This window comes from Arenibacter catalasegens (genome assembly GCF_002909235.1).
Lineage (GTDB): Bacteria > Bacteroidota > Bacteroidia > Flavobacteriales > Flavobacteriaceae > Arenibacter > Arenibacter catalasegens.
The window spans coordinates 185,137-207,760 of sequence record NZ_PHQQ01000005.1 but is presented as its reverse complement, the minus strand read 5'-3'; the positions used below and the strand labels follow the sequence as shown (position 1 = coordinate 207,760).

The 22,624-nt window shown below is 38.1% G+C and carries 18 protein-coding genes and 1 pseudogene; 13 read left to right on the top strand and 6 right to left on the bottom strand.

Translation table 11 applies throughout. The features are described 5' to 3' along the window. Window positions 1-118: 118 nt before the first annotated feature. Window positions 119-772 (top strand): annotated as a pseudogene (locus tag CWD90_RS06460) (IS91 family transposase); the annotation flags it as partial. A 275-nt stretch (window positions 773-1,047) separates the two neighbouring features. On the opposite strand, the gene CWD90_RS06455 reads toward CWD90_RS06460, so the two are convergent. From CWD90_RS06455 to CWD90_RS06440, 4 genes are all read right to left on the bottom strand, one after another. Further along, window positions 1,048-1,776, bottom strand: coding sequence for a DUF4145 domain-containing protein (locus CWD90_RS06455; protein ID WP_103475113.1), 729 nt, complete (start codon window positions 1,774-1,776; stop codon window positions 1,048-1,050). 631 nt (window positions 1,777-2,407) lie between these two features. Next, window positions 2,408-2,899, bottom strand: a complete 492-nt coding sequence (locus CWD90_RS06450) for an SRPBCC family protein (RefSeq protein WP_103475112.1) — start codon at window positions 2,897-2,899, stop codon at window positions 2,408-2,410. After that, window positions 2,899-3,219, bottom strand: a complete 321-nt coding sequence (locus CWD90_RS06445; protein WP_103475111.1) for an ArsR/SmtB family transcription factor — start codon at window positions 3,217-3,219, stop codon at window positions 2,899-2,901. The genes CWD90_RS06450 and CWD90_RS06445 overlap by 1 nt, the downstream gene beginning before the upstream one ends. A gap of 4 nt (window positions 3,220-3,223) precedes the next feature. Then, complete coding sequence (locus CWD90_RS06440; RefSeq protein ID WP_103475110.1) at window positions 3,224-3,649, bottom strand: SRPBCC family protein; 426 nt, start codon at window positions 3,647-3,649, stop codon at window positions 3,224-3,226. Between the two features lie 570 nt (window positions 3,650-4,219). Here CWD90_RS06440 and tnpA point away from each other — a divergent pair. Both tnpA and CWD90_RS06430 read left to right on the top strand, forming a co-directional pair. Next, window positions 4,220-4,663, top strand: coding sequence for an IS200/IS605 family transposase (gene tnpA, locus CWD90_RS06435; RefSeq protein WP_103475109.1), 444 nt, complete (start codon window positions 4,220-4,222; stop codon window positions 4,661-4,663). A gap of 260 nt (window positions 4,664-4,923) precedes the next feature. Further along, window positions 4,924-7,128 carry a hypothetical protein gene (locus tag CWD90_RS06430; RefSeq protein ID WP_103475108.1) on the top strand — a complete coding sequence of 735 codons (2,205 nt, stop codon included), beginning with the start codon at window positions 4,924-4,926 and terminating at the stop codon, window positions 7,126-7,128. Between the two features lie 276 nt (window positions 7,129-7,404). Here the strand turns inward: CWD90_RS06430 and CWD90_RS06425 are convergent, their stop codons facing one another. Both CWD90_RS06425 and CWD90_RS06420 read right to left on the bottom strand, forming a co-directional pair. After that, window positions 7,405-8,049 (bottom strand): thiamine phosphate synthase, encoded by a 645-nt coding sequence (locus CWD90_RS06425; RefSeq protein ID WP_103475107.1) that lies wholly within the window; start codon window positions 8,047-8,049, stop codon window positions 7,405-7,407. A 36-nt stretch (window positions 8,050-8,085) separates the two neighbouring features. Beyond that, window positions 8,086-10,113 (bottom strand): NADPH-dependent 2,4-dienoyl-CoA reductase, encoded by a 2,028-nt coding sequence (locus CWD90_RS06420; protein ID WP_103475106.1) that lies wholly within the window; start codon window positions 10,111-10,113, stop codon window positions 8,086-8,088. 1,085 nt (window positions 10,114-11,198) lie between these two features. Here CWD90_RS06420 and CWD90_RS06415 point away from each other — a divergent pair. The 10 genes from CWD90_RS06415 (at window position 11,199) to CWD90_RS06370 (ending at window position 21,921) form a co-directional block, all read left to right on the top strand. After that, entirely contained in the window at window positions 11,199-11,642 is a 444-nt protein-coding gene (locus CWD90_RS06415; RefSeq protein ID WP_103475105.1) for a hypothetical protein, read from the top strand. Window positions 11,643-12,181: 539 nt separating this feature from the next. Further along, a complete protein-coding gene (locus tag CWD90_RS06410) occupies window positions 12,182-13,162 on the top strand; it encodes a nucleoside hydrolase (RefSeq protein WP_103475104.1) in 981 nt (326 codons plus the stop codon). 10 nt (window positions 13,163-13,172) lie between these two features. Then, window positions 13,173-14,150, top strand: coding sequence for a phosphotransferase (locus CWD90_RS06405; protein WP_103475103.1), 978 nt, complete (start codon window positions 13,173-13,175; stop codon window positions 14,148-14,150). A gap of 191 nt (window positions 14,151-14,341) precedes the next feature. Beyond that, the gene (locus CWD90_RS06400) at window positions 14,342-14,941 is read left to right on the top strand and encodes a DUF6642 family protein (RefSeq protein WP_103475102.1); all 600 of its coding nucleotides are present in this window, start codon (window positions 14,342-14,344) and stop codon (window positions 14,939-14,941) included. A 545-nt stretch (window positions 14,942-15,486) separates the two neighbouring features. Continuing rightward, window positions 15,487-18,060, top strand: coding sequence for a DUF4838 domain-containing protein (locus tag CWD90_RS06395; protein WP_103475101.1), 2,574 nt, complete (start codon window positions 15,487-15,489; stop codon window positions 18,058-18,060). A gap of 501 nt (window positions 18,061-18,561) precedes the next feature. After that, the gene (locus CWD90_RS06390) at window positions 18,562-18,942 is read left to right on the top strand and encodes a sigma-70 family RNA polymerase sigma factor (RefSeq protein WP_103475100.1); all 381 of its coding nucleotides are present in this window, start codon (window positions 18,562-18,564) and stop codon (window positions 18,940-18,942) included. Then, entirely contained in the window at window positions 18,834-20,375 is a 1,542-nt protein-coding gene (locus CWD90_RS06385) for an IS1182 family transposase (RefSeq protein WP_103475099.1), read from the top strand. The genes CWD90_RS06390 and CWD90_RS06385 overlap by 109 nt, the downstream gene beginning before the upstream one ends. A gap of 21 nt (window positions 20,376-20,396) precedes the next feature. Continuing rightward, window positions 20,397-20,726 carry an RNA polymerase sigma factor gene (locus CWD90_RS23570; RefSeq protein WP_103475098.1) on the top strand — a complete coding sequence of 110 codons (330 nt, stop codon included), beginning with the start codon at window positions 20,397-20,399 and terminating at the stop codon, window positions 20,724-20,726. Continuing rightward, window positions 20,710-21,366, top strand: a complete 657-nt coding sequence (locus tag CWD90_RS06375; RefSeq protein WP_103475097.1) for a hypothetical protein — start codon at window positions 20,710-20,712, stop codon at window positions 21,364-21,366. The genes CWD90_RS23570 and CWD90_RS06375 overlap by 17 nt, the downstream gene beginning before the upstream one ends. A gap of 102 nt (window positions 21,367-21,468) precedes the next feature. Continuing rightward, window positions 21,469-21,921, top strand: a complete 453-nt coding sequence (locus CWD90_RS06370; RefSeq protein ID WP_103475096.1) for a DUF456 domain-containing protein — start codon at window positions 21,469-21,471, stop codon at window positions 21,919-21,921. The last annotated feature ends 703 nt before the right edge of the window (window positions 21,922-22,624 follow it).

Genomic DNA, 22,624 nt, shown 5'->3' with positions numbered 1-22,624 from the left:
TTTACCATTAATCCAGATTTTAATAGATCTACTATCATAACCTTGAATTCATTATCATACTGTTTTGCCATAATTCAAATATACTTATTACGGACTCTATAAATTAGTGCCATCAAAGGTAGACAATCCAGGGATCTCAAGATCGGGCAAATGGAAATCCGCAGGGAACAAAGGAAAATATCTTTTTCCCGTAAAGGCAATGAGCAATGTATTTAGAGCCCGGTTCGTGGCAGGGCTGCGAAAAAGTCTGAAAAAGGAACTGCCCTGCGGATTTTGTGAAAGCCTGTTCAAAAATGAGTGGGTGGTCTATTGCAAGCGTCCGTTTTTAGGGCCGGCACAAGTGGTAGAATATCTTGGCCGATATACCCACAAGATTGCCATCGGTAACCATCGGATAAAGAATTTGGACGGTCAGGGCGTTACTTTTTCTGTAAAGGATTACCGTCACGGGGGAAGGAAATCCTTACTCCGTTTAACGGATGCCGAGTTCGTCCGCAGGTTCGCCCTGCACATCCTGCCCAAAGGGTTCGTGCGTATACGCCATTATGGAATCCTGAGCAGTTCCAGGAAGAAGGCACTGGTTCCTTTACTGCAACAGGTCCTGGGCGGTCCTGTGCCCAATGGACGGCCTCCCTTGAAACATCGCCGATGTCCTTACTGCCAGATCGGGATTATGGTGACCGTAGCGGTCTTCGACAGCCGTGGCCCGCCCAAAGCATGGTCGGAACGTTTGAAAAAAAGTGCCCCAGGGACAACGCTACAAGAAGCGTAAGGGGAGGCCCATGGCCAAAATCCAGGTAACGGGCAAAAAAGATCGGTCTGGACAGGAAAAACGATACAAGAAGATCAAAAAGGAACCCGGGCGGACAAGGGAAAATGATTTTTGATAACTTTAGGGACCCGACAGGACTTCGATATCCATCTGGAAAACTCCATTAAACCATAGCAATCCCCATAGAAAGGGCACCCCGGACCCGGTTCAGTCAACACGGTCTTCATGTTTGGCCGTACCGACCACACGAAGACTTAGTTATTAGGCATAGTATTTTATTTTTTCAATCGTTTACTTTTTAGTTGTAGTCCTTTATTCGGGATTTCATAGAGTGTATCAAAAACGTTTTCTACAATCTCAATTGCTAAACCTAAACCTTCTTTAGATGGTGCTGATAATTCGTGAACTGCTTCATTACCTAAAAACCTATGTTCGTGTAAAATTTCGGCACTTTGTGAAGTCAGTTTTCCATTTTCGTGCAATCCGTTTATTTTCCCCTGTAGATTTGTTTTTCTTCTACTGTCCTTTGTTCCGTCTGCTTTCGTGAATTCGACGTTTCCGCCTGTAATTCCATTTTCTTGACACAAACCTTCGACTAATGCTCTTACTCCAGCACCACATAAAGTTAGATTTCCATAGTTGTAACTTTCTATTGTTTCTCTATAAATCCTTTGTAGATTAAAAGGAACATTCATATAATTTTTTAAAGTCAAAGTATCTTTACTTCTTTGAGGATAAATTCTAATTGTAGGTATTGAACGTCCTTCGTGGTCATCGTGTTCTGAATTGATATGATGTGACCTAAATGAAACAGTTTCACAACCTAAACATTGAATAATTTCAAAATCCGTAATCCAATGAAAGTCGTGTGTAGAGTCCCAAGGTTCAGTTCCTTTTTCGTTAATAGATGACAGTGTTTTATGCTTTGTACTATTTTTGCAAGAACTACAGAGAACTTTAATTATTTTATCTTTAGTTTCGTCTACCTTAAAAGTAACTTTCATTCTGTTGGTTCTTGCGGTTCGTATATTATACCTAACTATTGGATATAGGTATTAACTAGACACCTATTTAACAAACTACAAGCCCACCAGTCCGTACCTAAATACATTCCCGTGTCCTATAATTCCTATTAATCCAATAAAATTTTCTGTGTTGGGCAGCGGGGGGAGTACTACAACCAAGAGTTTGTTACTAACCTTCTAAGGTAACAATTATTGGTTCTGGTATTTGCTAAATCGATGAAGTACGAAAATATCAGTTGTATGGCATCTTTTGAAAGGATTGATGTTTGCTTTTGCAGGGCAATAAAAATGCCTATAAATCGGGAGATTGCAGTATCACCTTACCGTTGTTTTGGAACGAAATGTTTTAGGTTAGTCCCGCCTACGGCAGGCAGGCCTGTCTGCGTTAGGGACCGCGGCGGCATCCCCGAAGCAAAGCAAGGGATATAGCCGAGGGCTCGCCCGACGGAGGAGGGAACGCCCAAAATATATAGCCGGACACCCTCTTTGGGGTATATTGTTTACCGTATCTTATAAGATCCAAAAGGTTTTGCGGACCTCATAAAAGTATGCGAACCTTAAAATTATGTCCAAAACAGGTTTTGTTTAAACGGTTTTGTGAGCTCGTTATTTATTTTAGCTTCCATTTTTCCACTATTTCCGCATTGAAACCCTCTTTCTCTTTTGGATTTGGTTCACCTTTTCCTGTAATAATTAAATCATATAGACTTTTCTTAATATAGGTACTCCAAGCATCTTCGCATATCTCATAACATTCGTATTCTGGCACAAGTCCTTGATGTGTAAATTTAACTTTCGTTTTCTCCTCTTTTTCCGAAATATCAAAAATCAATTTGGTGTTTATCCACTCGGTTTTATCTTTTGTGAAACTGAATTGATTATCCATAATTAGATAAACCAATTTCTCATTTAACTTCATTTCAATGAGTTTTATTTTGCACAAATGAACGTCTTTGTAATGGTATAAAAATTCCTCATTAAGTTTGTCCGTTTTGCCTGCTATGTCCTCTGACCACCAAGCTCTAAAGTTTTTGATAGCGTTAAATGCTTTTTCAGGTGTTTTGTCAACTATTATATTTGTTGTGAAATCTTGATTGTCCATTATTTCTGTTTTTTGTTTAATTCAATTTCTAAATTTTTGAGTTTTGACGCCCAAAATTTATCAAAATGGTTTATCCAACTTTTGAGTTCGTTAAAACCTTCTTGTTTTAAAACACAATGTCTTTCTCTACCTATTTCTTGAATTGAAATAAAACCTGCCATTTGTAATATTTTGATATGTTTTGAAACCGCAGGTCTGCTCATATCAAAATTTTCTGCCAAGGAATTAATGTTATAAGTGTCTTTTGTGAGCATTCCCAATATCTGCCTACGACTTGGGTCGGCAATTACTTGGAAGGCATCAAGGGTTGGTGTTGCCATTTTTCTATTTTTTTAAATGGTTAACCATTTTTTGGATGTTTTTGTCCCAACCGTCAAACATTGCGGTACGTATAGCTTGGTTTTCATTTTTAAATCCACTGTGAATAAGTCTTAATTCAGTTCCATTTTCTTTAGGCTCTAAAGTCCATTCAACAATCGTTTCTAGGCTTAGATTGTTTTTACTTGTTCCACCATTCCAACTATAAAGAAGTTTTTTTAGAGGAACAATTTCCAAAACTTTGCAATAAAAATTGCCATCAAGATTTAAACTTGGTATTGGATTTGTCGTAAACTTAAATTCGTGTCCTACTTTTGGCTCAAAATCATTCGGCATAAGCCATTTTTCTATTAACTCGGCCTTTGTGAGATATTCCCAAATTTCCTCTGCTGTTTGGTTATAAAACCATTTGTGCTTAATTTCTGTTTCCATTATTGTGTAACTTTAAGGTTACGTAAATATATAAGTAACTTTGAAGTTACACAAATAATTTGTTTAATTTTTTTGAATGGTTATTGGAAAGTACTTTTGATCTGGTTCAAAATAGCTGGAAATACTTTTTAAAATGACGCACAACAGTTAAGCTTAGCGTAGTGCGGAGGTACGACGTCTGCGCTAGCAGCGGGCGGGTTGTTACGTTGGCCAGTTTTCGCCTGCCATGTTTTTGGGTGTTGGAGGATTTTCGTAAGTGTGCTAGAACTGGCAACCCGCCCGAAAGCCCGCTTGAATGACAAAGTCGGGCAGGTGCCTGTTCGGTACGCCCGCCCGTACCGATTCGGGCGGGGGCGGGTTTTGTTTTATTTTTTTGTTTTCAGAGCAAAATCTTAAATATTTTGCGGACCTAATAAATATACACAAACCCTAGAATTGAATACTAAACGCCGCATTGCTTATAGCTACTGTTGTACTCTGTGGTGAGCGTTCGAGTAAGTATATTTTAATCTATAGAATTCCCCGAGGCTCTGCCTCGGGTGTAGCGTAATGATATGTATTTTTGTGGGTATGAGCGAACATATTCATAAAAGCCATAATAAAAGCTTGCTTTTGTATCATTTTGTTTGTCCTATCAAATATAGGAGAAAGGTGCTTAGTGATGAAGTTACTATAACGTTCAAGGAAATTTGTCTTGGAATAGAGGAACGTTACGAGATTCATTTTTTGGAAATCGGCCTTGATGTCGACCACGTTCATTTTCTGATTCAGAGCGTTCCGACGAGCGCTCCTAAAAAGATAATCGGAGCAGTCAAGAGCATTACGGCAAAGGAAATTTTCAGGCTCCACCCCGAAGTGAAAAGATTGCTTTGGGGAGGTAAATTTTGGACAAGTGGGTATTATGTGAATACGGTTGGTCAGTATGCGAATGAAGAGGTAATTAAGAAATACCTCCAAAACCAGGGAAAATCTCAATATAGCGTGATACATAAGAATCAATTACGTTTATTTTGATACCTCGATGGCTCTGCCTCGAGGTAGTTCATTTTTTTAAATATTAAAATTTACCTAGGGTAAAATACTATAAGTATTCATCAAGAATAGTGATACCACTTAGCTTACAACCATTTATTTTTATCGATTGTACAATTGATAAAAATTATGAAATGAGCATGACCGAAAATTGGTAGCAATACCAATGACGATATGTGAATAACATACCTGTACTGAGCGTAGTCGAAGTATATCAGTTTTAAAACAATAAATAGCTACATATGAAAAATTTATTCTTAGGGTTTTGTTTACTAGTGGGGTTCGTAACCAAGGCACAAACGGCTGCCGATCAGCCTTTTTTGCAAGATAGCGCTGATAAGTTCTCTCTGGAAGAGAGTGAGGGGAATGTAGATTTGCTTCAAATAGCCAGTGATCGAAATAAGGCCATTAAAGTGCTGTCCAACCAAGGGCTACTGCTCCCACATGAAAAAAGAATGCGAGAAGATGTACAATATAGACCTGTGATCGACATGAACATTGTTGCATTGACCGAGTATCAAGGTCAATTTGTTTATTTGACAGACAAGGCGGTTTTGAGCAATGCCTGGGCAGGCAAGTTATACATCAACCATAACATAAAAGCTCCTAAGGCTATAGGCATAGGCCCTGATTTTTTGACCATGATAGCAGGAGAAAGCGATTTTGCTATTTTTAAGAACAACCAAGAAGTATGGAGATCCTCCATCAATAGCCTTAATCCGATATCTGTACAGTATGACCCAAATTCTGGTCAATTTTTGCTTTTGACTGCAGCAGGACTGTACCAAGTGGATAGTCGTTTAAAAACGGTAAAGAAGGTATTTGACGCCAATAATTTAACCGCATTCAGTTTCTATGAAGACACCATTGTTTTGGGAACTAACAACGGGATACAGGTTTTGGACCGTAAAACATTTGCCTTAATTAAATTGGACCAAAAATTACCATGGACAGAAATTACAAGTGTAGAAAATATTCGCGGTAGCTTATGGTTCGGGTCAACCAAAGGTGCCTTTAAACTACGTGAAGATGGCAAATATGACTATTACGCTTCAAAACGATGGCTGGTAGACGATCAGGTGATAGACATGTCAGAAGGTCCTGACGGCAGTGTTCTGGTCCTAACGCAAAAGGGGATGAGCAGAATTGACTTTGTGCCTATGACACTAGCACAAAAAGCGGACTATTTTCAAGAAATTCAGCGGTTACGACATATACGGTACGGTTTTACTTCTGATTTGGCTATGAAAACACCAGGAGATATTTCTACGGGCTTCTTTCATGATACCGATAATGACGGACTTTGGACATCCATGTATTTGGCAGGTGAGTTATTTCGTTATGCCGTTACCAAGTCGGAAGATGCCAAGGAAAATGCCTACGAAGCTTTTGAGGCCATGGAGAGGTTAACGGCACTTCCCGATTTAAAAGGGTTTCCCGCAAGGTCTTTTGAAAGAGATGGCTATGAAGTGGGGCTACATGCCAACGGATTTTCTGAAGAGTGGAGAGAGAAATATGTAAAAGAAAACGGAAGAATCTGGCAGTTATCAGATGATGAAATTTGGAGATGGAAGTCCACCACTAGCAGCGATGAATCCTGCGGCCATTTTTTCGTGTATGCACTTTTTGCTGAATTGGCACCCGATAAGGCTTGGAGAGATAGGGCGATACACCAAATAAAAATAGAGATGGACCATATTATGGATAACGATTGGCACTTGGTGGATTGGAACGGCAAGCCTACCGCCTGGGGAAAATGGAATCCTGATTATGTGAATGGATTCCCTATCAATGTAGGGGATCGCCGACTGAATTCGACACTTATTTTGTCCTTCTTGCAAACAGCCTATCATTTTACAAAAGACAAAAAATATAAAAAGGGAGCTGAAAAGTTGATAAAAAAATATGGATATGATGAGAATGCCAATAGACCGGCCTCGGTCATAGGCTTTGTAGAAGGAGAGGATTTAAGTAATACTTGGAATCATTCCGATGATGAAATGTATTTTTTGACCATTCCCACTTTTGTCAATTATTCCTTTTCGGAGGAACAAAAAGAAGCGCATTTTAATTCGGTAAAAAGTCATTGGGAAGTAGAACGCTCTGAAAAGAATCCGTTATGGAATTATCTTTTTGCACTTTCTGGAGGGCAAAATATAGATAGTGAAGAATCGGCCTGGTGGTTGCGCGAGTTCCCCATGGATCTTATCGATTGGAAAATTGATAATGAGCACCGTAAAGACCTGACGAAAATTGAACCTAATTTTAGAGACCAAACCTATAGCGAGGTGTTGCCAGGTGACGAGAGGACACTCCATTTGCACAATGGAGCGTACCGAAACAATGGCGGAAGTGATGGCAACCGGGAATATGCCCCCTATATCTATTTGTTGCCTTATTGGGCAGGTAGATATGTTGATGCCATAAGTGCACCGCAGGCTGAGTAAGGTTATATTACGCTACCAAAAAAGGGAAGCCCAGTGGGCTTCCCTTTTTTTGTGCAAGTTGGCGCGGTAGGGTATTAGGGCTTTCTCCATATTTTTTCGACCACCACCCTAGCTTGCTCAATATTCTAAAGATTCCCAATCCTTTAAATTTATGGGTGTAAAGAAACGCGTATTAGATGAGTCTACGGTACTAGGGGAGATTCACCAAGCTATTAGTGAGGTGCATGTATTCCTGACTTTAACTTAATCAACCATGTATAAAAGATGGTTCTTGCTTTATTCAAAGGTATAACGTTTCTCTTCCGTTGAGGAGGCATTAAGTAATTGGTTGAAGGTTCTTATACTATCAAAATTTCGGGTAATTTCTCCCGAGACGGCAAGTCCAGTAATGCCCGTCTCCAATATAGGGGCAACATCTGCTATGGTAATGCCTCCAAAACCAAGAATTGGGGTATCGGATTTTAAGATTTCTATAATCGCCGTATACCCGTTTAAGCCTAAAACCGGACTTAATGCGTTTTTGGTGGTTACCGACCTAAAGGGACCTAAACAAATATAATCCACTTCTTTCGCAATTAATCTTTCGCAATCTTGCAGGGTATTTGCGTTACCACCAATCATTTGCCAAGTATACAACTGCTTTCTAGCTAGGGTAGGGTCGGCATCTTTTTGTTCTAAATAGGCCCCATCTGCCTTAACTTCTTTTGCTATTTTATAATGGTTGTTAATAATTAATCTGGTTTGAAAATGAGCCGTGATTTCTCTAGCCTCTTGGGCCAATTTGAGCTTTTTTTTATCTGAAACATCATTTAAGTCCAATTGCACTAATTCTATCCCAGAAGTACACGCTTTTTGTATGTTTTCCAAATGCTCCTTTGGTGAATTTCCCTGAGATATATAATGTAGTTTAGGTATGATCATGCCTTAGTTTTGTAATTGAATGTATATTTTTCATCATTAAATGGTAGCGGCCAATCTACTGGCCTGATTTATGGCGCGTTTGGCATCCAATTCGGCCGCCACATCCGCACCTCCAACTATGTGCACTTTTATACCATTTGCTTCCAAAGGGGCTACCAATGCTGCAAAGGGTACTTGACCTGCACAAATGATAACGTTATCCACCGACAGCACTTTTTCTACTTCATTTTGAACATAATGCAAGCCATCATCATCTATTTTTGTGTACTGCACCTGGTTGATAAACTGTACATTTTTCTTTTTCAGGGTAGCACGATGGATCCAACCCGTAGTTTTGCCCAAGTTACCACCAAATTTACCCTTACTGCGCTTGAACATAAAAATTTCTCTTGGTGATGGAGGAACTTCTGCCGTTACACCTTCGGTTCCACTCCTGGCCTTCATTGTTTTATCTATTCCCCATTCTTTTAACCAAGCGTCAATGTTTAATGCGGTGCTTTCTCCTTCGTGTGCTAAATATTCTGACACATCAAAACCAATTCCACCACCACCAATAACGGCAACACGTTTGCCAACAGGTTTTTTTAACTTCAAAACATCAATGTAGTTTAAAACTTTGGGATGATCTATACCGTCAATTTTTGGAGTTCTTGGTTTAATTCCTGTAGCTATTATTACCTCGTCAAAATTGCCGTTTTTTAAAGCCTCCGCATCTACCCGCGTATTTAATTTTACAGTTACATGATGCAATGCCAATTGGGTATTAAAATACCGAATGGTTTCATAAAATTCTTCTTTCCCAGGAATATGCTTCGCCATGTTGAATTGTCCCCCAATTTCTTTGTCGGAATCAAAAAGGGTAACCTCATGTCCCCGTTGTGCTGTTACGGTTGCCGCCGCCAAACCTGCAGGACCGGCACCTACCACAGCAATTTTTTTCTTTTTTTCCGTCGGAAGATAGTTTAGTTCCGTTTCATGACATGCCCTTGGGTTTACTAGGCAACTGGCTACTTTTCGTTTAAATACGTGGTCTAAACACGCTTGATTACAGCCAATGCAGGTATTTATTTCGTCCGATTTATTGGCTTCGGCCTTATTTACCCATTCTGAATCCGCTAAAAACGGCCGTGCCATGGAGATCAGGTCCGCATGGCCTTCTGCCAATACCTTTTCAGCCGTTTCTGGCATATTTATTCTGTTGGAAGTAACCAGCGGAATGGAAAGTTCTTCTTTCATTTTTTTGGTTACCCAGGTAAATGCTGCCCTTGGTACCGATGTTGCAATGGTGGGTATGCGTGCTTCATGCCAACCAATGCCTGTATTTATAATAGTGGCACCCGCTTTTTCAATTTCTTTGCCCAGGGCTACTACTTCTTGCCAACTGCTTCCTTTTTCTACCAGATCCAACATGGATAAACGATAGATGATGATAAATTCCTTTCCAACGGCTTCGCGGGTTTGCCTTACTAGTTCTATGGGCAAACGCATTCTATTTTCATAGCTTCCACCATAATTATCGGTACGCTTATTTGTTCTTTCCGTAATAAATTGATTGATCAGATACCCTTCCGAACCCATAATTTCGACACCATCATAACCTGCTAATTTTGATAGTTTGGCCGCGTTTACAAAGTCGCGAAGGGTACGTTTAATGCCAGATGGCCTTAGTTTAAAAGGTTTAAAGGGACTAATAGGTGATTTTATGGCAGAGGGAGCAACCACAAAAGGATGATACCCGTAACGTCCTGCATGTAAAATCTGCATACATATTTTACCGCCTTCTTTGTGCACTGCATCTGTAATTACTTTATGATGTTTTGCGTGTTTTTTTGTGCTCATCCGTGCCGAAAAGGGCCCTGTCCAGCCTTGAACGTTAGGTGCAATGCCACCAGAAACAATTAAACCAACCCCACCCTTGGCACGTTCCGCATAATAGGTTGCTATTTTTTCAAAGCCATTTTTTTCCTCTTCCAATCCGGTATGCATGGAACCCATAATAATTCGGTTTTTAAGGGTTGTGAATCCTAAATCCAGCGGCTCGAAAATATGTTTATACTTAGTCATTTTTCTTAATGTTAAAGGGGTAAGTTACGGCTTTTTTGAATTTTGGGTGTCCTAGTGTAACGGGTGACAGTATTCTTTTGGCCGGCACATCAAAAGTGGTTAATGCCAAACCACTTATTAACTGAAAGGCAGTAGGAGGGGAGTGACACCTGACTTTTTCGTTAGGTGCATGAATTCCTTACTTTAGAATAACTAGCTATGAATAAATCGACGAAGGAGATTAGGCGGTAGCCAAATCTTAATCAAGATTCACAAATACAAAAATAAAACAATAGACAAGTAATTTGTAAATGTGAATGGAATGGTAATTTACCAAATTCTTCAAATCATTTAAAAAAAAATATTTGTTCTTAAAACTGACCTATAGATGATTTAATGGGAAAACTGACTAAACGCTAGAACATGTTCGTAAGAATTTAACCTACAATACATACAGTATTTCCTACAAATTATACAATACGATAAATAGCAAACTATGTTTTTGACTACTTTAAAGCTAAGATTTGAATATAACCTTGTCTGGTTCTATAGTTTTTTTGTGATTAACAGCTTTGAACTATAGTTACACTTCCTCCCTGAATTTAGATTGAACACTTATTCTTCATTTTACAAAGGTTAAATTCCTCTTGTTTTAAAATGATATATCTGAACTGGTATCCCTCCTTTAGAAAATAAAACTTTTTTTTATAAACTAAATACTATGGCAACAAATTAAATCGATTTCGTTTCTGAACTCATTTATGGTGATATGGGAGCATCCAAACTAATAGCTGATGTGGTTGAAACCATAAAGTGCTGAAGTATAAATCTATTTTTATAATTGGTGTTATTTTAATGGTATAGGGAATAAAAATGGTTCTGTCTCCTCTGTAAACATTGGAAATAATTTACGCTTAAGGAGAAAATATATGCTTTGATATTCAGGTATTTACATTTTTTCAATTTGCTGAAAACTTTTCATTATTGGCTCTAATTACGACAGATACGAAAGAACCTCCCTTGATGATTATAATGATAATAGAAAATTAACGGCGGAATCCGAAAAGCCATAACAGAGTAGGAGTAAAACTTATAAATTATTTATTATGAGCGCAATTAGTACATGGAGAGATTTTAGTAGTCTTCTCCGAATCTCACATTCTATCATACGTAAACAAGGAAACGACATTAACGTAGGAGAAGAATTTACGATGAGAGTAACAATTACAAACATTGCTGAAAGTTCCAGTTTACACAGTAGACGTCCGAACATTAGATTTAGTGATTTACAGGTCCGAATCTCAGCCGGAGATCATGCAAGACCTCAGGCAGGAAATTCTGTGACACTGCCATTGAATGATCAGCTTCTTACTGCTGGTGATTCAGGAACTGTTGATGTAGTTATGCTAGCAACTGGTGATTTAAGTTTTTTTCCTGACATATTTGGAACAGAAGAAATTGCCGAAGTAACGGTATTTGCAAACCTAGATCAGAATGCGTATTTCCGAATTTGGAATCATTCGCATAGAAGCCAAGAAATTGACAACTAAATTGAAACTTTGGTTGAACTTTCTTACCCTATTACTTGTATGGTAATCATTGTGAGAGCTTACGGTTTTTTAAAAAACCGTAAGCTCTCATTATTACTTTTCCACAAGGTTTTTGCATTTACTCACAGCTTTATATATTGATGAATTTTAAAGGTGTTTGTGAATCTCCTAAAAAGTCGATTTTTGGACTGCGCTCAGTATTGGCGTCACGGCAAATGCAAAGCATTCACGAATATCTTTAAAAAGTCAATGGAAATCACATTAGTAAATTATAGATACAACTGGCAAAATAGCTTAGCCAGTGGCTGATTTATTTTGGCGGCGAGATGTAGCGCTAGCAATAAGATTTACCAACCGCATTAACGCTCTCAAAATTCCCAAGCTTCTCAATCTTTTGAATTTGAGACAAGCGCTGTTGTTTTTATTGGTGCCCAATAAATCGCGTATTTGAAAATTCATGGGCTTTTCAATATTACGAAAGGTAATGTTCGTTCAATTTATACGACCAAGCGCAGGATGAACAATTATAGAAAGAATGAATGCAGAAACAAAATAATAAACTCCGGATTTTTAAAACCCTAAATTTTCGTAAAGCTATTCACATCTCTTTGCTTCAATTTATAATTCCACTATTCCTTTTCGTACATGTTACTGTAGAAGCCCAGGTTAAAGAGTTGCGTTTACCCGTCATTATTGATGCCGATACGGCAAATGAAGTAGATGATCTTTATGCCATTGTACGCGCAATTGCAGAGCCCAAATTCAATATTCTAGGCATTACTTCCGCGCAGTTTCATACGTCACCACTGGCAACAGATAGTACGGTTTATGAAAGCCAAAGAATGAACGAAAGGATACTAGAATTAATGGGAAAGGACATGCCGCTTCCATTGGGGAGTAATGTACCCATTAAGAATAGCGCTGAATCAGCTAGTTCTCCTGCTTCGAATTTTATAGTTGCCATGGCGCATAAATTGCCTGCCGGTCAAAAATTGAATGTAGTTGTTTTAGGTTCTTGTACCAATGTTGCCAGTGCAATTTTGGAGGATCCCTCCATCATACCAAAATTGAAAGTACACTATCTCGGTTTTTGGCATAATGTGGAAACCAATTCGTATAACAAAAAGGAATTCAATACAGGAAATGACCCTAAAGCGGTAGAGATTCTTCTAAATACCGAAGGTCTTGATCTTAATATAATGACAGCAACTACCAGCCAGTACCTTGTGTTTACAAAAGCAGAAGTAGATAATAATTTAAAAAATAGGGGAGGTATCTCTGATTATCTGATAAACCGATGGGAAACCTATGAACGCTGGTGGACCAAAGAAGATCCGGAAAAGAGCACCTGGATTATGTGGGATGTCGCTATCATAGAAGCACTCGCTCATCCCGAATTATCAAAAACCGAAACTTTTTTAACGCCTATAGAAAATACGCAACGCTTAATAAACATCCATACAGAAATAGAGGTAGAAATTATGAAAACAGATTTCTGGCAAAGCTTTAAAAAAATATAAAAAATACAGTATGTACCTAGATGCTACCACTTCAATTTCAGATTTCGGGACTTGTTTAAATACTATTGGTTTTTTTGATTCAAAACACGAACAAATTCTCTCCGTTGAAAAGCCTGGTGAGGGAAACATGAACGTTGTCCTTAGGATCCGTACCAATAGGCGTTCCTTTATTGTAAAGCAATCGCGGCCCTTTGTTCAAAAATACCCAGATATAATGGCGCCCATTGAGCGTATAGATGTAGAACATCAATTTTACAAAGCAGTTACAAATAAAGCTATTGAACCACATATTCCTGAAATTCTAACCTATAATGCAGACAACCATTTATTAATACTGGAAGACTTAGGGGATTGTAAGGATATGTCATACTTGTATGATGATAGAAATATTAGCACTTCCCAACTCCATCAGCTTATAGATATTGCTTCCCAAATCCATAAATCCATACCTATACAGTACCCTAAAAATATGGAATTGCGATTACTTAATCACCAACACATATTTGTACTACCTTTTCTTAAGGAAAGTGATTTCTCCCTGAATGCCATTCAGGAGGGACTTCAGGAACTCGCTCTTGTGTATAGGACTGATGAAACATTAAAAAAGGAGATTTCAAAGGTGGGAGAACAATACCTGTCCCAAGGCAATATACTTTTGCACGGTGATTATTATCCCGGGAGTTGGATGACAAAAGGAGACCACATCTACCTAATTGATCCAGAATTCAGCTTTATGGGATTTGCTGAATTTGACATTGGGGTACTGGCGGCACATAGTATTATGATTACGATGAATATAGATTGCCTCCAAACAATAAAAAGTAGGTATCCAGGAAGGCTGAACCAGCAATTACTCGCTCAGGTGGCCGGAATAGAGATGATGCGCAGGTTAATAGGTTTAGCCCAACTGCCTTTAAAAAGATCTATTCAAGAAAAAAAGTTGCTTTTAGAGATGGCCCGTGCATTGATTTTGAATAAAAGCAGTTAAGGTTTTACCATCTTCACAGATTTTTTTTCCTTCTATATGTACTTTCTGAAAAGGTAATAGTACATAAATTATGCGACCCGACGGCAGGAGTGAGGGCAATGTGTGTGAATGGGATTTTATATGAAAACGCTGAAAAACTAGAAGAGTTACAGTAATTTTGTGTTTAACATACTTTATATAATTTAAGAAACTTGTTAGAGAAAAGACAACAATTACCCCAGGAACAATTTATAGATGCAGATTATTTCATTTATTGTTTAGAAGGGGTTCAAGAAATAGAAACGGACAAGGTTACCGAAGCCCAAGAAAACTTGGAACAATTGGCCATGAAATATGGAATAGCAAGTATTTATAAAACGTGCGACACCATTGAAGGACTAGAAGCTAGCTTAAATGCACTGATTTTGGATGATCATAATTTTAAAGACTATGAAATAATCTACTTGGTTATAACAGGTGAAGCAAATAGTATATGTTTAAATGACTACTACTATAGTTTACAAGAAATTGCAGAAATTTTTGAAGGAAGGTTAAAAGGAAAGATTTTTCATTTTTCGAATGCAAAAATCCTAGATTTAGACGAAGAGGAAGCACAATATTTTTTGGATATCACTGGCGCAAAAGGTGTTTCTGGCTATGGTAATGAATTTAATGGAATAAGTAGCGGAAATCTTGATAAAGCATTCTTCAACTTATTTAAGGAAGATGATAATATGTTAGATGTTGTAGAAGAGTTGCACCAAAGACATTACAACGTCTGTAAATTACTTGATTTTAGATTGTATTATTAAAGCCAAAAGATCGCTAAGAAAAACGACCGTCAACCAGTACTTTTCATTGTATACGAGAATTTTAAATTATCCTTCTCTTAATTTTAATTAGGAGATAACAGTGCTAATAATTTTTATAACTTTTCGCTATTTGATATAACGTCAAATTATGATTCTTTTTCTGATTCGTAATGTTCCGAAAGGCGCCTGCCTCGCCTTTGAGGCTGGGTAACTTGAGCTTTGCTTACGGCATAAAAAATAAAGATTCTCAATCTTTATTTTTTTGAGTGTCCCGATGGCAATCGGGAGGTGCGCTGTAATTTTGACCATCGTCTTTTATTTTTTCTTTCTATAAGCTTCCTGAAAATGTAATGGATATACGCTGCCGTCCAAGCCACGATAGGAGTGAAGTGGGAATGTGTATGAAATGAATTTTAAGTATAGCTTTAAATTATAAGAAATGGCTGATTTGAATATCAACGGACTTCTTTTTGACTCGGAAAATATACCAAACGGTGTTATTGTTAAATAAATTGTTATTTTCACAAATCTAAATACATATTGGAATGAAAGAAAAGATGCAACATACTATTTTAAAAGGGGTGTTTTTAATACTATTAATGGGTTCTTTAATACAATGTTCACCAAAGGTAGCATCCTCATTTTCAGAAGAAGAATGGGATGCGCTACCCGCAGATGGGCCAAATTTGTCCACTTTTAACGGAATCTTTTGCAGTTCGGACGCAAAAGCATCAGAATTGTATGCTGCAACCGAATTTCAAAGGCTTTTTAGAGAATTTACAGGTAAAGAGTTGCCCATAGACATTTCCGAATCAAAGATTGGAAAAACCATTTTAATAGGTCCTAAAGTAGCTGCTAAGGTTGGTTTAGGGACAGAAACAAAAAAGCTTGGTGAAGAAGGATTTAATATCGATATTTCTAAGGATCAAATAGCTATTTACGGAGGTAAACCTCGTGGTACGCTTTATGGTGTATATGAGTTTTTTGAAACATATTGTGGTGTTCGATTCTTGACCCATGATCATACTTTCTATCCTAAGGAAGGGAAAAATAAGAATTTTAGGATCAAAGGGCAAAATTATAGTTACGTTCCTCCTTTTGCTTTTCGTTCTTCCCATTATGGTGAAACACTCCAAAACCCTTCGTTTGCTGCTAAACTGAGAACCAATGCGGTTAAAGGTGAAGAGAAATTTGGCGGTATTACGGGGTATATACGTGTAAGTCATAATGTATCTAATCTTGTTCCTCCTTCCATTTATGGCGAAGAACATCCAGAATACTATGCTTTGGTCAACGGAAGGCGAGAAGTAAGCATGCATGGCGGTGGACCACAATTATGTTTAACGAATAAAGACGTTCTAGACATTGTAACAGAGGCTACATTGGAGGCCATTGAGAAAGATCCCACAAGAAAGAATTTTAACGTTGCACAAATGGATAATGGTAGTTACTGTACCTGCGAAACTTGTGCTGCCCTAGACGCTCAAGAGGAATCCCATGCGGGCACCATGATTTCCTTTGTCAATGCCGTTGCAGAGCGTGTTGAAAAAACGCATCCAGAAGTTTTAATAGGTACTTATGCTTACGAATACACGCGTAAGCCACCGAAAACTATAATTCCTAGAGATAATGTTATGCTTATGCTATGTAGTATTGAATGTTGTAATTTTCATGCTATTGACGATCCTACTTGCAATCTGAACGAAGAGTTTAGTAAGGATATGGATGACTGGAATAAAATAGTCAAAAATATCTTTATTTGGAATTACAATGTCAATTTCAGGGCGTTTCTCCTCCCTTTTCCAAATCTACAAACTATCGGAAATAATGTGGAATATTTTGCAAACAATAGTGGTCGTGGCGTATTTATGCAGGCAGCCGGAAATGGTTTTTCTACTGAGTTAAGTGACTTACGGAATTATGTAATTTCACGCTGTCTATGGAAACCTGGTCGCGATAGTTGGCAAGAAACAATTGATTTTTGTAGAATGCATTATAAGGAAGCCGCACAACCTATTATTAATTACTTAAGTTATTATCACAATTTGATTGAAAAAGAAAAGAGGCATCCCGGCCTTTTTTCTACTGAAGCACCTTTAGGTATAAATGCCGAAACAGTAGATCAAATAGATTCTTTTTTTAAGGAGGCACGATCATTGGCAAAATCGGAAGAGGTGCGTACACGAGTTGAAAAGGCTTCGCTATGTGTTTATCGTGCAAAATTGAGTGTAGCGACTATGAATCTTACCTATGAAAATGGTTTTTGTAAGCCTTCCTTAAAGGATGGTGATGAGGCTTTATTGGATAAATACACTGATCTATGTGCAAAGTATAATGTAATAATGGATAATGAATATGTGAAAAATGAAACCTACCTAGAAAATATGCGCAATATTTTTTCAGGGTTGAAAGCAGTTCAATTAGAAAATAACTATTGGAGTTTAGTGGTATTACCTGAAAGTAATGCTAAAGTGGTTGAGATGACCTATAAGCCTACAGACCAAAACGTTGTTCAGCCTACGAGTTCATTTGATCGTTTTCGTTTTGAAGAATGGGTTAGAGAGGGAGATGGCCCAAAACCTGATGGAATTTTGGGATATGAAATTGTGGAGCAAAGCCCTACAAAAGTAATTATTGCACTTACCACAAAAGATGGTGCACGAATTGAACGTACAATAAGTCTCGAAGGAGATGGCATTCACTTTAAAACCTCTTTAAAATCAAAGATAGACCGTCCCTTTAATTTCTTCGTTCACCCGGAATACAATGCTGGGTCAGGCTCTTTAGACCCTCAAGAAGTTGGTGTTTATGTTAAGGCTAACAATTGGTTGCAGGTAAACCAAGATTGGGAAAATGCAAAACCAGCAGAAAGGACAAATTCAATAATGAAAGAAGGTCTTATAGGGGGGGGCTTTGCCTATTACAATCAGAAATCTGGATTTGGTGTAGAGCAACGTTTTAAACCGGGTACTTTTGAAAATTTAAATCTTTTCTGGAGTCCAGAGCGAGTACAGATCAATTTGGAAATGACGCCTAATGTTAAACAACTTAAAGCCGGGCAAGAGGCAAGTTACGCATATGCTATACATTATTTGGATAAAGCACCATTGAACAATTAGTAGCAAGTGTAGCCGTCTATATTGGTGGCTTATAATTCGCGTATTTGAAAATTCGCGAGCTTTTGTGAGAGTTATTTTTATGAACCAACCTATACTTTCTTGACCCTGTCAGACGTAGTTTTTTTGCGTAGGCATGGTTATGATACTTTGCTTGGGTTATAAAAAGCAAGCACAAAAGCCAAGGCTCTAACTCGCTCCAATTTTAAAAGATTCTCAATCTTCTAAAATTATGCCGTCTTTAAATTTTTCTTTTAAAACGGTAATGAAACCTAAGAATGAGGTTAGGCGGTAGGAGGGGAGTGCAATGTGTTAACGCTTTATTATTTTAATGATTAAGAAGTAATAATACAATATCAACCCTTCTTGGTTACAGCAGTAATAAGTCATTTATGTTATCCATTCGAAATATAAAAAGTGAACTAGACGTAACTGATAGCAATATAATAGTTAATTGGTGTAATAATTTTTCATCTACGCCACTAACTAATAAAAACAACAATATTGAGTAGTGATTTTTATAATTCTTCTATTTTACCGTTTGCCGGAATAATCATAAAATTATGCCGAGCATACACAAACTCGCAAGAAGATTTTGAAGATTATTACCAAGAAGTGTGTTTACAAATCTGGAGGAGTAAAGACAATTTTAGAGAGGAATCTAAATGGAGTACGTGGGTCTACCGAATTTCATTAAACGTCTGTGGCCGTTGCAGAACTCCAATAAACATCAATTTTTGCTTTTATAAATGTGTGGAAATGCGTAAATTAAAGGTATGCAAGGCAGAAAGAACTATACCGAAAAACTGTTCCTCAGCTTCCAGTTATCGGACCGGATTCCAAAGGAAAATCTTTACAGAAGGCTCCGCGAAACGCTTGACCTGAGTTTTCTTTATAAGGATACCAATGAACTTTATGGCAGGACCGGTAACCCTTCGATCGACCCCGTAGTCTTTTTTAAGCTGTTGATCACGGGTTACCTCGAGAACATCACCTCCGACCGAAAACTGGTGGAACATTGCAGTATGCGAATGGATGTGCTCTACTTTCTGGGCTATGACCTGGACGAGGAGCTGCCATGGCATTCAACGATAAGCAGGACGAGGCAACTTTACCCGGAATCCCTGTTCGTAACATTGTTCAACAAGGTATTTGCCCTATGTATCGATAGCGGAATGGTGTCCGGCCACACCCAGGCAGTGGATTCGGCCCCGATAAAGGCAAATGCATCCATGGAAAGCGTAGTGCCGAAAATGCCGGCCACCCCGATGGAGAGCCACTTGAAAAAAGTGTCGGAAGAAAACGGGGAAACCACAAAAAAACGTGCAGGAACCGTATCCCCCGCACGTGTCTCCGCTCCCGTGCACGAGCTGAAGCGCGTGGAGAAACACCACCAAAATCTGAGGGACAGTCCTGTACGCCTTACAGGTGCATCCCACAAAAAAGCGCGGTTACTTAGCAATAAAACGCATTATAACCCCCATGATCCCGATGCGCGCATATCGGTAAAGCCGGGCAAGGCCAGAAAATTGAACTACCATTGCAGCATGGCAGTGGATACCGCGGAAGGCGTGATCTCGCATATCCAAGCGGACTTTGCCGACGGCAGGGACAGTCAGTACCTGACCGATATCGGCCTGCGGGTCCAGAACCGCTTAAGGAAAAACGAGCTCATAATGACGGATCTCCTGGCGGACGCAGGTTATTCCAATGGCGCCAACTACCATTTTCTCGAGCAACGGAAGGTCATCGGATGGATACCCGTTTTCGGGAAGTACAAACCTAAAATAGAAGGCTTTCCCTATAATAAGGAAAGGGATGAATATAGATGCCCGATGAACAGGCCCTTGCCCTTCAAGGCATTCTATACCAACAGGGACGGGAACGTACTGAAAAACTACTGGGCGGCACCGAAGGACTGCAAGGCCTGCCCCATGAAACCCCAATGTGTGCCGAATACAAAATGCAAAAAGATAATCAGAACGATCTATGACGAGCAATACTTGAGGGCCTACGCCAGACAGCACAGTGAAAAGGGCAAACGGATGAAAAATCTGAGGCAAAGTACGGTGGAGCCCGTATTCGGTAGCCTTACCCAGTTCTACGGTCTAAGAAAAATAGGCGTGCTTGGCAAGGCCGGTGCCCACAAGGTCATGCTCATGGCAGCGATCGCATTCAACCTGAAAAAGTACCTTAAGAAAGGGGGAGGGAAACCCTCCATTCGGATTTTCAGGACGATCATGGACGCATTCCAAGGCTTCCTGACCATTTTTATCCGGCAAATCCAACCAAGGCCGGTTCTCCGAATGGCTCCGTAAAAACAACCTACTAGGGTCAATATCTTATACGTAGAGCACTTCTGCAACGGCCACGTCTGTTTAACTTTACTTAAGAAAAGGAAAAATAATTTTCAACACTTTGTATCTGATTCTTTACCTGCTGAAGAAACTGAAGATAATTATGCATTTTCAGACGAATCCTTAAATTTATTATACGATGCTATTAGAAAACTTTCTGAAATAGATAGAGCTATTATCATGCTTTATTTAGAAGAAAAACCGTATCAAGAAATTGCTGAAATTATTGGAACAAATCCGAATAATATTGGTGTACGTGTGAAAAGAATTAAAATTAGACTAAAAAAAATATTAGATGGAAAAATCAATTGAATATATATGGAAAGAAGGTTTTCTTAAGAGTGACGCATTAGTAGCTCCAAAAATAAACAAGCTATACGACCAAAAATCAATTCATATCATTGATAAATTTAAAAGAATGTTTAAATTAAATTTGATTGCAATTGTGGCATTCTCATTTGCTTTTTTAATAGTCTCATTTTTTATTGGAATACCAATAACGGGTGTTATATTTTTTGTTACCCTGTCTGTGCTTGTCATTATTAATAAGAAATTATTAAGTGATTTAGACAAAATAGATATGGGTGTTAGTAGTTATCAATATTTAAAGGCATTTAACCATTGGGTAAAAAAGCAAGTATCTATTAATAAGAAAATATCAAGATTTTTGTATCCCATTATATTTATGTCAATGATTTTGGGCTTTTGGTTTAAAGACGCCGAAGGTATGCCTTTAGGGGAAAGACTTGTTAATGAGTTCCTCTTCGGTTTTCCAGATACCTATCTCATATTTGGCATACCACTAATAGGAATCGTTATAGTCGCATTAATTTTAGGTTTACTAGTCCTTTTTGGAGGTCGAATTTATAAATGGGATTTAGACATTATTTATGGAAGGGTATTCAAAAAACTAGAAGAGTTGATTGTTGATATTGAAAGTTTAACGAGCTAATCGCTTAATTAATATGGTGTTATGATATGTTTTTTAAAAAAAATAAGTTTTGGGTGTAATAATTTTTGACATGTGCCACTAACCAAGAAAACATTAAAAATTATGACACTTAAAAACGCATTTAACTTTTTTGAAAGTTTAAAAACTGAATCAACTAAAAAATCTGAAATTAAGGTTTATGAAAAATTTGTTTATAATCTAAGGGTATTGAGAAATAGGGAATTTTCAGAAGATGAAATTCAATCCTTAGAAATGGAATTGGATAGTTTAAATTTAAAATCGAATCCTGAAAACAGAACAAAATTTTTCAAAAAAGCACTAAGTAAATTTGAAAAATATTTAAAGGATACATTTTCTTTAACCTCTAAAGGTTACTACACTAACTTGAGCGTAAGTCTTGGAGTGTTATTTGGAGTTGTTTTTGGAGTTCTTATAGGTGAGCGTTTTGAAAAGTCTTTAGGGATTTCCTTTGGAATTTGTATTGGTATGTTCATTGGAGCGTTTATAGGACGTCGTAAGGATTCTCAAGCTAAAGAAGCAGGAAACATGCTATAATTAACATCAAAGCCTACATTTTCTCCGATTGCTATAATTGAAATTTCTAATTTAATTGACATAACAAGTAGAGTAGGGGCTATTAACAAATATATGGATCCTAAAATTTAGCGACTGAGCGCCACCGCGCCAGCTGGCTCATTTGCTAAAAATGTACTTTGGGTACATTTTTTTACGAATGGCCCTGTTCCAAAATTATCTACGTGTCAAAAGAAATTAGCCGGAGGCTGATTGCTTTTGGTGGCGGGTTGCAGCGTTGGACTTAGCATCAAGACAGTCGATTCCATCTAGTCATCACGCCCCAAATTCTAAAGATTCTCAATTCTCAGAATTTATGCTGTATTTTACATAATGTTAAAACACTTAAAGTAAAGCTTCAATTACTGGGATAGGTCGCAGGTGCCTTAGGTTAAGTATTGGTCCGTAAGAAATTGCGGCAGACTCACGAGCCTGGCTAGCAAGCTCTGGCACGAACCTTCTAAAAAATTTACATAAATAGTATACCTGAAATTCTAGCCGAATCATCATGCTCAAAATTCCAAAAATTCTCAACCTTTGGAATTTATGTCTTAGGACTAGTCAAGTGGTAGATAATTAAATGAGCTATGTTCTCTGAGAATCGCGTATTTGAAAATTCATGGGCTTTTGTACGGGATATGCTATTTAAAATTTATAAGATTCTCAGTCTTTTTAAATATTCCGT